Annotated in this window: 5 protein-coding genes; 2 read left to right on the top strand and 3 right to left on the bottom strand. The window is 32.5% G+C overall.

Annotated elements, in window-relative coordinates; all coding sequences use genetic code 11:
- The first annotated feature begins 1,491 nt into the window (after positions 1-1,491).
- Positions 1,492-4,041 (top strand): DEAD/DEAH box helicase, encoded by a 2,550-nt coding sequence (locus tag NEF87_RS05180; RefSeq protein ID WP_457918948.1) that lies wholly within the window; start codon positions 1,492-1,494, stop codon positions 4,039-4,041.
- Between the two features lie 211 nt (positions 4,042-4,252).
- Here the strand turns inward: NEF87_RS05180 and NEF87_RS05175 are convergent, their stop codons facing one another.
- From NEF87_RS05175 to NEF87_RS05165, 3 genes are all read right to left on the bottom strand, one after another.
- On the bottom strand, positions 4,253-6,913 hold the full coding sequence (locus tag NEF87_RS05175; RefSeq protein ID WP_457918947.1) for a PHP domain-containing protein: 2,661 nt from the start codon (positions 6,911-6,913) through the stop codon (positions 4,253-4,255).
- A gap of 569 nt (positions 6,914-7,482) precedes the next feature.
- Positions 7,483-11,133: a hypothetical protein gene (locus NEF87_RS05170; protein ID WP_457918946.1), complete on the bottom strand. Its 3,651-nt coding sequence runs from the start codon at positions 11,131-11,133 to the stop codon at positions 7,483-7,485.
- A 253-nt stretch (positions 11,134-11,386) separates the two neighbouring features.
- Positions 11,387-11,944, bottom strand: coding sequence for a hypothetical protein (locus NEF87_RS05165; RefSeq protein ID WP_457918945.1), 558 nt, complete (start codon positions 11,942-11,944; stop codon positions 11,387-11,389).
- Between the two features lie 253 nt (positions 11,945-12,197).
- Here NEF87_RS05165 and NEF87_RS05160 point away from each other — a divergent pair, with 253 nt between their 5' ends.
- Positions 12,198-13,937 carry a serine hydrolase domain-containing protein gene (locus NEF87_RS05160; protein ID WP_457918944.1) on the top strand — a complete coding sequence of 580 codons (1,740 nt, stop codon included), beginning with the start codon at positions 12,198-12,200 and terminating at the stop codon, positions 13,935-13,937.
- Positions 13,938-14,045: the final 108 nt, after the last annotated feature.

The following is a 14,045-nucleotide window of genomic DNA, read 5'->3' as shown; positions in this document are numbered from 1 at the left end:
ATCAAGATAATTGCATGAACTTCGATAATGTGTTGGGTACATGCTAAAGTGGGAAAAATCCCTTTTATATTAATAATTAATCGTGAATACTGTTTTGTCCAAGAGCCATGTTTTATAAACACTTCATGTAGAGAAAATGATTGTAACACTCCCCACACAAAATTTTTAATAAGATGAAATATTGAATATCTCAAGAGATACTCATAAGAAAAGGATATGAAGCTTCTTGCTCATATTCTTTATTGAGTAGATCTGGGTGAAAACGTGCCTTCGTGGCCTAAAAAAATATCAATTCGATATTTTTGGCTAAGCTCGGGAAGGCACTGGACTGAAGAAAATTGGGCATCTCGCCCAATCTATTGAGATCCAGGCATCGTTGGTTCAAATCCGACCGAAGGCACTAACCCTTCTTTTTCTTCTATATTATGATTTCAAAAATAGCAAATTTGATTCTGGAATTGTATGGAAAAGTTTTATCCCATTCAATAAATATGATGAAGGTCAAAAAAAATACAATCTAATTGATAAATTACTTCATTGTTTTTTTATTAAAATCCTTGCAATAAGTTATTTATGACTAAGGAAAAATTTTACTCGATATTTAGAGGCAAATGGCGACGAGTGATTGCAACACTATCGATGATTTATTGAACGATTTCATCAATTCACTTTAATTTTTAGAGAATGGAAGGAACATGGAATAAAATTAAATGATGACGGTGTTGGGGATGAATATGCTTATTTCTTAACTCAAAATCCAGAGATCACAGCAAAATTTGGATTTCAATTGCAAGAATGGGATATTGAAGATGAATAAAATGCAAAAAACCAAATTAGCGTTAAATGAATCAATTGTGACTTGTCCATTATATTTATTGTAGGGAAAGTATTGCAATCCTTTTTTCTTCCCAAATATCTTATTTTTTTTTTTTTAAATATACTTTAGAGATTAAGTCAGTTCACTAAACACCATGAACAGGTTTTTTTCACTTTCAGTATCCAAAAGATAGGAAAATGTTGGCGAAGACAACATTATCGAAGTCTTTTCATGGTTTCCTGCAAATCCGAGTAAATTAAAGATTTTTAACCACAAAGACACATTGACATGATATTATGTACAGTGAAAAGAGAATCGTGGATGTTAAATATACTCAAACATGTAGATTGGATTACCGCTAACTGTGGATTCAACCCAGTGAGACAGGATTGTACAATGGTCATGTCATTTTCACAGTGAGGTTCTCTGGTGGGTCAAGACTTCAAACTCTTTAACGATGGGGAATTGAAATATGTAAATAATTTAAAAATTAATAATAATTACGCAAAATTTAAATCTATTCAATCGTCGCGTTTCTTTTTAATTGTGAAATGGTGGGATATCCTGCTGAGAAAAAACTAAGATATTATTACCAAAAATAGAAAAAATATGACAATATCTTAATAATTGCTGATTTTCAATAAGTTTAAGAAATAGTATAAATAGTTCATTTTATGGTTGATTTTACAAAAATGTTGAAAGAGAATAAAGTTGAGAAAACTTTAGATCCAATTCAAATTTTTAATAATTTAGATACTTTTCAAGGAAAAGAATATATTAGAGATTCTCAGAGAGAAATATTAAAAGAGTGGAATTTAAAAAATCGGTCAAATCATGATGTTATTGTAAAATTGCATACTGGTCATGGTAAAACACTTGTTGGTTTATTAATTATTCAATCAAAAATGAATGAACTGAATAAACCCGGTTTATTTCTATGTCCAAATAAATATTTGGTGGATCAAATTTTTGATCAAGCTCAAGATTTTGGTATTTCTGTAGTCAAAGCAGTTCAGGGACAACCTTTGCCAATGGATTTTATAAATAGTAAATCAATTTTAATCACATCTGTTGATAAGTTATTTAATGGAATGTCCTTATTTGGCATAAAAAATAATCCCAGAAAGGAAATAATGGAAATTGGTGCTATTGTTATGGATGATGCTCACAAATCATTAGCAATCATTCGAAAATCTTTTTCTATTCAAATTCCAAAGAGAAAAGAATATCTACCAATCTACCACAAAATACTACGACTATTTGAAAGCGATTTAATCGCCCAAAATGATGGCTTATACTTCGATATAAGTCATGATTCAAATAAAATAATGCAAGTTCCGTATTGGGCCTGGAAATCTCATGTAATGAGAATTCGGGAAATACTAAGCGATTATTTAAATTTGAATAATATCAAGTTTAGTTGGGATTTGATAAATACTACATTGAAGGATTGTCTTTGCTTTATTTCAGGACACAGAATTGAAATAACTCCGAGAATTTTGCCTCTTGACATGATTCCTTCATTTGAAAATGCTAATCAAAGAATTTATCTTTCGGCTACTTTAACTGATGATGTTTTCTTAATTAAAGACTTCGGAATTGATAAGGATGCAGTATTAAATCCATTAACCTACAAAGAGATCAAATACAGTGGAGAGCGACCTATTATTATTCCAAGCTTAATCAATTCTGAAATAAATCGTTCAAAACTTGTCAAATGGATTTGTGATTTCTCAAAAAATTCAAAAGGAGATTTTGGAATATTTTCAATAGTTCCTTCTGGAAATAGTAAATCATCTTGGGAGGAAAATGGTGCAGAAATATTATTTGTTAGAGATATTCATAATCAAATTGTCAAAATAAAAAAAAAAATTAAGGCAAATGATTTGAAAAAACCCAATGTATTAATAAATCAATACGATGGAATAGATTTACCTGATAATTTATGCCGAGTTTTAGTATTAGATTTGATTCCTGAATATCAAACTATTTATGATGAGTTCTTACACATGATTCTGCCAAATTCTTTATTGATGTATAAAAATATTGCTCAAAGAATAGAACAAGGAATTGGGAGGGGGATAAGAGGGAAAAATGATTATTGTTTAGTAATTATTTTGGGAGTAAAGCTATCAAGATTCTTTCTAGAAGGAAAAAAGCAAGCATTCTTATCTAATGAAGTGAAAAAACAAATAGAAATCGGTAATAGTATAATTTCCAATATAAATAGTGCTGAGTCTGAAGAAGAAAAATTATTACTGCATCTAGAAGGATTTATAAATCAGTTTATTGAAAGAGATGAAAGCTGGAAAAAATATTACCAACAGAAAATGGAAGAGATTGAACCTCAACCCTTCGAAGAATCTGTTGCTAACGATGCTGAACTCGAAAGGAATGCATATATTGCTTATAGGGATAATAATATTTCACTTTGTAATGATTTGATTGATCGGATTTTGCTGGATACCAATTTAACATCTGAAGAGCGAGGTTGGTATTTTGAACAGATGGCTTCGTACAAGTATAGTGAAAGCAATGAAGATTCCTTCTTAATTCAACAGACTGCTCATGAATTAAATCCCTATTTGTCGATTCCTCCTATTTCAAAGAAAAACCGGATTATAAAACTAGAAGTTCGGGATCAAGCTGTAGGTATTCATCAATTTATACGAACTCACGATTCTTTCAACGATATGATGGTTGATATTACTGCTTTATTTGCTGATCTCAATTTTGGTGTTTCTGCTTCTGCTTTTGAAGAAGCAATAAAAAAATTAGGGTCTATGTTAGGTTTTGCATCGTTTCGTCCTGAGAAAGAGTTAAAGGATGGGCCTGATAATTTATGGGCTTTGCCCAATAATAAAATTTACGCTATTGAATGTAAGAATGAGGTCATAATATCATCACAGGGAATAAACAAAGGCCAAGTTGGTCAAATGTCTAATTCTGTTGTATGGACAAAAAAAATCTATTCAAATAAGGAAGTTATCCCTCTTTATATACATCCAAAAAAAAATTATACAATTCAAGCACATCCTGCAGAAACCGAATATGTTATAGATCAAATAATTCTGGAACAAATTAAGAAGGATGCGAAAATGTTCTATTCTGCTTTTAAATGTGCTAATATTAGTGAAATCTCCTTAGAATCTGTACAAACTAAGCTCAACCAATCAAAAATTAATACAAGGACGATTCACTCATTTTTCTCAGTAGTAAAATAATTTTTTTTCATATATTTTTTTCTCATGGTAGACATATATCTTCAATGCGGCCTTACCTTCAAAAAGTGGTAGAAAGTGTATTTTTTTGCGAGACCCTACAAAATTGAGAATTTTTACTAAAGACGATTTATTTTTTGAATTAATTGAAATAATTCTCTAAAATTCTTCGCAAAATATGCATCTTATTACAATAATCGAAAAATGGAGGAAATCAATATTTAGGCAAGTTTTCTTTATATTTTGCAAATCTGGTTTTAATCGCATCAGGACCGCCCTCCATGTCAATAATGTTATCGATCATGTCCTCAAAACAGCCTTGTTTTACAATATTAGATTTATGTTCTCTCTCTTCAAGTAAAAGAATATTATCGCCATCAGAAAGAACAGGAATGTTCTGATAATGAGTAACAATGATAATTTGGGATGTAATCTTCTTATCTGAAATCATCTTGACCAAATCTTTTCGAGTTTTATAATCCAACTCATCCTCAGGTTGATCGATAATAGTCACTCTTGAATTTTTAATTAAAATGATTGCCATAACTAAAGCGCATTTTTCTCCTGGCGATAGATCAGAGATATCTTTGTATAGTCCTTCTTTTTGGAGAGTAAATTGAACTTTGGATCGATTTAATAATCTATCCCATTCTAGTAATTCTTTGTGATTTATTCCTCTAATATTGGTTATTTGCTTGAAATTACATGTAAATTTATTTTGGAAATTTTCAATATTTTTTTCTGTAAGACCTAATTCAGCTAATTTTTCTCCTACTGAAGTATTTCCTGATGTAATGTACAATAAAAGGTCCTTAGGATCAATTTCATTTAAAATGGATTGAATTTTTTCTTCTTTATTATGAGCATTTGTTAATATTATTGAATCTAAAATATCATAAACTAAATCATTATCAGATTCAGCAATTATTTTAAATGAAGTGTTGGGAATTTGAATCATTCCATCTATTTTTCTCCCGATTCTTTTTTGAAATCTTATTATTTTATTATTTACTGCATTTAATGTGCATTTCAATTCATCCCTCAGTGTCTCTTGTTCCATTATTTTAGCAATAGTTGTTTCATTTTTATTTTTTTCTTCACTATATTTTGTTAGCAGAATCCCGAGATCAGTCATTTTTTGAGTTAATTGAGATTCGTCAGAATTCCAATCAATTCCTGTGGAACGTATCCTTTCCCTTTCTATTTTATAAAAAGAATCCCAGTTTTGATCCAAATTTTGAACAAATGAAAGAATTGAATTATTTAAATTGCTAATGTCTGTATTTATTGTTTCGATGTGGGAATTTATTGAGATTGTATCGTTTGTTATGTTCTGGTTCATTAACTCACATCCCACATAATCTATCTCAATTTCTTCTAGTTGTGATTTATCAAATTTTTTTTCTGGTACTTTCTTAATAAAATTTTTAATTTTTTCTTGATTAACATCCAATTTCTGTTTATTCTTTAACTCAATATTAGACACCCGGGCGTTAAGTCCTTCTATTTCATTTTTAGTTTTTTGAATATCATGCTCAATTTCTTCTGGAATAGATAATTTCGAATAAAGATCCAAAATCAAATCTTCAATATCACTTATTTTTTTTAATAAATTGCAGAAATCAATCTTATTTTTCTCATATTTAATCGAACGTGTGCTTAAGTGAGTATTTTGTTCAATAAATGATAATAATTTTTCGGATTGATCTCCAATTTTCTTTACACAGGATTGAGTAAATAGTTGTGGGTATAAGTCAGTTAAAATTGGTTCTAATTGGATTTCTTCCCAACTATCATCTATGTACTGTTCTAAAATCTGTATATTTGCATGATCATAAGCTTGAATATCATCTTGAAGCTTTTTTGGATCAGATTTCCATTTCTTATTAAGAGGAAATTTCTTAAATATTCGGGACAAGCGATAGCTTTGAGTATCATAATTTATCTCTATTGAAATTTTTTCGTTTCCAATGAAGATTTTATTCAGTTTCTCATAATATTGTGGTTTATCATTAAATAGGGCTGGATTTGAATAATTCTGGAATACAAAGTCTATGGATTCAATTATTACTGATTTTCCTGTTCCTCGTCCTCCAATTATCACATTCAAAAATGGATTGAAATCAATTTCATTATCATGAAAATAACTCGTTGGTAATATTAATTTTGAGATAAATGGATGTTTGATTTGAGGTACTTCAAAATCGATTCGAAGTGATGGATCATAAGATATTTGTTTAAGACTTTCCAAGGTGATTTCATTTCCAAATTTGATCCAAGTGTAGTCTCCGTTATCAAATTCTTCAAGTGTATGAAAATCTGTTTTTATTATTATCGCTCGTCCAGGATGTGTATTCATTATTTCAGATTTTATTTCTTTTCTTACTTCGAAGGGACAATTATAATTCTTCAATTCATTCTTTGAAAATTCCGTCCCACCAGCTCGAATCAAAAGGGATTTAGGATTGCTTTTAATATGGGCAAAAATTAAAAATCCAGAGAATTCTTTAATTTTTTCGTAAAATTCTTCGAATTTATTTAAAATTGCGCTAGTTGTTTGAGTTGGAACATGATAATGTTGTTCGTGTATTCCTAATTCATGTAAGAAATCAGTTAATTTTGAAATTTCTATATTTGGATCGAAATATACTAAAACATGAATACCATCTTTAGTATCAAGTTCAACTCCAGGAAATATGGTCAGTTGTGAACCATTTTTTTGGTTTGCATTTCTAACTTTATCTATCCATTTAACATTATTATGATCAGTTATTCCTAACACATCTACTTTGCATTGAATGGCTTTTTCAATCAGTTCTTCGGGTGTATATAAATCATTGGGGACATCATGAGATGCAGGGGTATGTATGTGCAATGCACATTTTTTCCAAGATAGTCCTATCATATTTTTCGACTTTTTTAATGATTAGTAGAATAATATTTGGTGATAAATTAATAGTTTATGCAAAAAAGTTGAAATGTCTTAAATTACCGATTAGTGATGACCTAAATTCAAATTTAGTTTCATTGTTATGAATTATATTTAGCTAAAATGCTGGACTATGATTAAATGAATTTGTAACCGCAAATTTCCGACATTATTACTAAACCATCATTTGAGATCGAAAACGAAAGGAAGAAATGAGCGGCATCGTGATATTTAAGAATCAAAAGAATAGGCTTCTATCCTCGTTTTTTTGTAATATTTGAGTGATTTTGGCATCTTTTCTAATTTAGGACAAGAAGTTTTCCAATTTATGAATCACAATAATAATATGGGTTAAATTATCCTGATTCTAGTATTCTTTAATTTATTTTAAAAAATAATCCCAGAACCTTCACATTCATAAAATTTATGGGTGGAGTAAAATTTTTGCTGATCTTATAAATCACTCAGAATTCATTTTGATGGAACTATCTGGTAAAAAAAAAAAAAGGTCAGATTTATAGGGAAAAGCTAAAATCATCGGCCCAACAATATTGGCCTGCTTGTTTATACGTGCTGTATTGGAAGAATTCAAATCCCACATAGCGTGGAACACTAGTACATGTATCGGTTAAAATGGGGGTCGAGAATTCGCCAAAGTTGCTATCTTGATCAGTATCCAGGAAGACTGACCATGAATCGCCGCTACGCTGGATCTTGACACCGTGGGCTCGATTTGCCATGAAATTATAACCTGTTGAATACGCTTGACCATTTAAATAAGCACAATCCTTTTTAGCCGTTCCTGCCCAAGCATCATACAATCCTCCTTCCGCAATCACATTCCAGTTTTCATCCCAGATGGCTAAACGAATGAAAGCCATTTCTCCATAGGTTGGTTGATACATTCCCACAATTGCTGACATTGTGAAATCAGCGGTGAAGGAATCCCCTAAATCTTGGAAGACAGCATAATAACTTCTTCCCGTACCAGTAGTGCCTTCATCCATACGTAACATATCTCGTGAACCCCATGTTCCTGTATTAGCCGAGCCTTCGGTAAAGGTTTGCTCCATCCCTACAGTGATGATTCGAGTATCCCACACTGAATTAATGCTACTATCGTCAAATGTATCACTTGAGATAGGACTGGCTTTGAAATTGAAATCATCGGTCCATGCGAAATAATTCGGATTTTTATATGTGCTATATTGATAGAAGTAAAAACCAATATATCGGGCAGTTGTGGTGCAGGTTTCAGTTAACAGAGGGGTAGTGAATTCGGTAAAATCAGAATCCTGATCCGTATCAAGATAGACTGTCCATGTATCACCAACTCGTTGGATTTTAACTCCGATCGCTCGATTTGGGGTATTGAAAATATATCCAGTGGAATAAGTTTGTCCATTTATACCCGCACAATCTTTTTTAGTACTACCTGACCATGCGTCATACATTCCTCCGTAAGCAATTGGATTCCAGTTTTCATCTAAAATCGTTAATCCGTTAAACGCCATTTCTCCCGAATACGGTTGATACAATCCAATGATCGCGGATAATTCAAAATCTCCCGAGAAGGATTCCCCTAAGTCTTGATAATAATCATAACGACTTCGTCCCGTACCGGTATTTCCCTCATCCATTCGGAGTACATTTCGAGTTCCCCAATTTCCGGTGTTGTAATTCCCTTCACTGAAGGTTTGTTCTATTCCAGGGGTTGAAATTCGAGTTTGCCAATCAGGTGTAATTTCTTCGTCTTCAAAATAGTCGATCTTTTTCACTATTGTTTTTCTACTCTTAACTATAACTTCGACGGTGTCGGTTACTATATTATCTGTAGAATCTTCGAGATGTAGAGTAATATTATAGGATCCCACAGCCAATACCTTCAAACAAAAGTCAATATCTTCTCCGAGCCAATGAAAGCGGGGGCGAAGAAAGGTATCAGTATTATCTTCTGAAATCCATGCTGCGACAGGATGTCCATCATTTGCCATCCAAGAGATGTTAGCTTCTTCTTGGTAAAAAATCACCATATCGGCTGGATGATTTACCCATGGGGCATTATCTTCTTCAACACGTTGTAAGTAAAGATTGGTTGGAGGGATTGAGCCAAGATTGAATTCATGAGCTAATTCTGCATATCCTGCGTATTCTGCAATAAAGATTCGAGCAAGTATCATTGGACTGTAATATTGAACGGAAAATGAATAGTACCCTGGGGTGTTTTGTTCACCAGATAAAGCATGAGCATCACCATTCGTAAAGCTTTTCCATCCTGATCCTTCTGAGTAATATTGAAGTGACATAAGACTCCCATCCTTCGGGGAATTTATCCACTCATCATACAAAATTCCCGAAATGGATAGTTCTCTCCCAACATGGATATACACAGTATCAGAGACATAATGGCTTCCATAATCATCAACTCTTAAAGTATAACTATATTCACCAAATGCCAAATTTGATAACTCAAAGTTAAATTCTTGATTAGAATTCCAATCTCCTGATTCAGTGAATACATTATTTATAAAAATAGCATAACCTGAAGGATGATCATCAATTGCCTTCCAACCAAAAGACACATCCCCAAATTCCTCAATGTAAAAGTGAGTTGTGTCTGAATTTGTCCCTGTGCGAGTTAAAGTGGGTACTGTAATATCACTTGGATCTAGGGAAATTTCACCTGAAAAATGACTTTGTGCCATATTCAATGAAATTGTGCGTGAACTATGGCCTGGATATGTTATTTTTGCTTGAAGTTGGCTAATATTGGGATCATAACCAAAAGACTCCTCAAACTGTCCACTATCATTTGTACCAAATCTGTGTATCTCCCTCCAATAATCCGTCATTCCCAAAATTTGGATGTTGGCAGATTTCAGAGGGATATCGCGATGATCCGAGATTACAATACCATCCATTCGAAATTCTTTTAGTAATTTCACATTTACTGTATCCGTAACAATATGATTGCCATAATCCTTAAGAGTAATCTCAAAGTTATATTCTCCAAGGGAATAATCGCTAAGATCCACCTGAATTAAATCTCCATTATTCCATGAATACCAATTGCTAATATCTGCACCTTGACTGATTCTGTAATATGTAGGAAAATTATCAGAAACATCCCATTGAACCATCGGTCGTTGAATTCCTGTTGTATCAATTATGTTGATATTTCCCCTATTGGTTACAGTAGGTATTGTGTCATCTTCCGGTATTAGCATTACATTTAAGTCATGAGCATCAACATAGGGACCATATGTTTCAGTATACGAGAAAAAACCCAATTTTGATAAAGTGAGTTTAAATGATGAATAATCTCCATTTATTGGGGCCTCTACCGAATATGTTCCACTTCCTGATGTTGAGCATGAATCGATGAGTTCCTCGGTACTTCCTCCAACAAGTTGGCCGTGGAGTTGAACATTGACATTTGACATTGGATTCGAATCCCAATCATTTTTAATCACTCCAAAAACAGTCATAACATCGTAAACTTTAACAATTACTTCATCCCTTGCCAATCCATTTTGATATGGAAGATGATCTTGTAAAGTGATATAAAATGTATGGGTACCGGGTACTAGACCATCGAAATTAATCGTTATTCCAATACTTGAAGACCACATTCCAATTTGCACAACTTCTCCATTAGAATTATATAATGTATATTGATCAGGATGATCATCTATTCCTATCCAAGTGATTATGTTTCCAACAGTACCTGCTTCATAGGAAATATCGCTAGGATGATTAATTGTGGGGCACGTATTATCTTCTTGTAAATTTAAATAGAACTGGCCAAAATTAAAATTTACTCCAGTTGAGTGAACACTTAACTGTGCATAATCAAATCCTGCAATATCTGCTTTAACAATGATATCATTAATTGTCATGTAAGAATTGAATGACATGGAAAAATATCCCAAATCATTTGTATATGCTTCTCCTAAAGAGATAGATCCTGCATAAATATTCAATTTTTCATTTCGAATAAACCCATAGCCATCAGATCTTAGATATCCAGTGACGGTATATATCGTTGGTGCTGGTGGGTCTTCAGGAGGAATTTCTTGCGCCCCTGATACTGTAATTATTGGAACGATTGTAATTAGAATAAATAACAATGCCGCGATTTCCATTTTTTTTGCTTTAAAATTCATGTTTATCCCAACATAAAGTTCTTCGATTTAAGTTCGATTACTTTACATGTGATAGTAGATACTATTCTTTTATAAATCTCAAGTGTGAATAATACATTAAAAGAAGATATTTATGTATAAAAAATACTTTTTACATAATTAGGATAGATTGAATAGATCTAATCCTTTCATTTTTTTTTTGAATTGCAAAAAAATCACAATGATATAAGATCAATTTTGTTTAGAATAAATATTGAGATTTTTGAAAATTACTCTAATATTTTCGAAATAAAAACAAAAGCGGGCTAATAAAACTCAGAAATCCTGTGATAACGCCAATTATTTTCACTTTTTTGATGTGGGCGATCTTCTCATCTTCTATGGACATTAAGTTTTGTAAACGAACACCAGAAAAATCTTCTTTGACGTCTAAAATATTGCACAGCATACTCGGAATAAGCAAACATGCAAAGCTAAATTTAGCGATGTTAATGCCAACCATCGAACTTCCTCCGTGCAGGAACAATACAAAAAACATAACAAGGAGATGCCCTAAAGTTTCAAAAATAAACACTCCAGAAATAACGAGGGATATCATTCTACTTTTGGTGAGTATTCTTTTGTTCATAAGCGGTGCAAGTAAAAAAAACGCTAAAAACAAAATGGCTGATATTGCTCCTAAAACTGCAAACCATGGCATATCATAATATAAGAGTATTGTTGGGAAGATTAATTCCAAAATTATCAAGCATCGAAATACATAGTGGATTATACTCCCTCGTCCACTTGATAGAATAAGAATTTCATTTGGTGGTACCTCGTCCTTTTTCATTAAATTGTTTATGGAGGATTTAATATAAAAAATCTTTGGGGAGGGTCAATTCTAAATTTAACTTTAAAAAGAATTAGGGTTTGAGTAATGAACATGCATTGCTTGAACTTAAAAAGAAATTTCTTAAAAAAATTTTAGTTGAAAAGGAGTTATTCACATTTTTATGAACAGATAACCGATGGACTCCTCTTTAATTATAGTCCCATATTATTGGCACTGATATATGTCAAGGATTATAACACATAAAAAAAGTATGTCTGTTCTCCTATTTTTCATGATTACTATGGGGGGGATCAGCGGGGGAATCCGTCTTGTAAAAGGTCCGATTAAACCGGTATCTATTCCGATTGGTGATTATTCCTTTACGACGAAAGTCGTGGATTTCAAAATCAACCAAATAATCCGTAGATATGATGTCCCTGGTGCAGCTGTATCACTCTTAGATGAACAAGAGATAATAATGGAAAAGTATTATGGATGGGCAAATGAGGATGCAAAGATCTCCTTTTCGAATACGACTGTGTTAAAAATTGGCTCTATAACAAAATTATTTACAGCGATTGAAATCATGCACTTAGTAGAAGACGGACTGATTGATTTAGATCACCCGCTTACGGATTATCTGCCCGAATTCTACATTAAATCCCACTTCAATTCAACACCAATCACGATTCGTCATATCCTAAGTCATCGAGCGGGATTACCTCGCAATGATAATCTGGAGTTATGGCATTGGGATAATGGTACGGATTGTCTTAAAGATCAAATGAAATCTTTAGCTGAAAGTACTCTATCATATCCTGCAGGGACTCGATATAAATATTCGAATATTGGCTATGACCTTTTAGCCCATGTTATAGAATCGTTGCGGAATCAATCCTTTGTCTATTATATGGAAGAAAATTTCTTTCATAAGTGGAATATGAGGGGGACCCATTATTTTTCATCTGATTTTATAGATCCGTCATTAATTTCAGTTGGCTATTATCAGAATGGTCATGAAACTGTCCCGTATCATGATATGGATATTAATAGTCTCGGTTCAGGTGCCATGCTTTCACAAATGGGTGATCTTCAAAAGTTTTTCCAAATCTTAGTTAAGGATGCTGGTTCTGAAGAAGAACGAATCTTAAGCTTCGATACAATTAATGCCATGTATGATCTTCAATATTGTTCAGATAGAGATCCACAAGAAACTGGGTTGGGATTTCAGATCAACACCCACAAATTGGCAAAAAAGGTAGTATTTCATACCGGAGTTAATTTAGGTCGACATTCGTGTTTTGCCTATATTCCAGAAACAAAACAAGGTGTTATTCTCTTTGGGAATCATGACAATTTCGAAGAACCGGCCAAAAATTTGATTTTTGAGATATTAGAACTCATGTTAGAAACCAAAACGGGAATATCGCCTCAAAAAATTGTTTCAAAGGATGAAATTTATATTTCACAAGCAGAGTTAGAACAATATGTTGGAACTTACATTATTGATGGTCAAATTGCCACAATTAAAACTTCAAATAGGGGACTGAAAATTAACTATCTGGATCAAAACATGAGAATGATCCCAATTAATTCGACTACCTTTAAATTGAAGCACTGGTTCTTAGGTGAAATGGGCTATGAAGTTAGATTCATTTCTGGAAGTTCATTCAGCGGGGAGTCGGATTTGATTATGATATTGTCACTCGAGAAATCTCACTATATTTTTTGTCCACGCATTTATCCCCTCGAAAACTTTGATCTTTCTGGGAATTATACTCTTTTTCATCGAGTATGTTCTCTTTATACTGAATCAAAGGAATTCGGAAATACCAAAATCGAAAAAAGAGATGGGTTTTGCTTTATACCGCTTCTCAAAGCGGTATTGGTGCCCTTCTCATCCAAAGAAGTCTTAATTATTGGGGGCTTGTGGGATGGGGAGACGATTTTTATACAAGACCAAGGAGAACATCTGGAATTCCAAAATATGATTTTCTTTCGGCAAAAATAAAGAATATTTTTTTAAGAGTTCCTTTCCCAGATCAAAATTATTTTCTGCTTCTTCAAAATTTCTCTGATAGGAATGTAAGATACTTGAGTTATCGTATAAATAGCACAT

The sequence above is a fragment of the Candidatus Lokiarchaeum ossiferum genome (genome assembly GCA_025839675.1).
Classification (GTDB): domain Archaea; phylum Asgardarchaeota; class Lokiarchaeia; order Sigyniarchaeales; family Promethearchaeaceae; genus Lokiarchaeum; species Lokiarchaeum ossiferum.
Note: the sequence above shows the minus strand (reverse complement) of the source record. Positions and strands in the feature narration are given on the sequence as shown.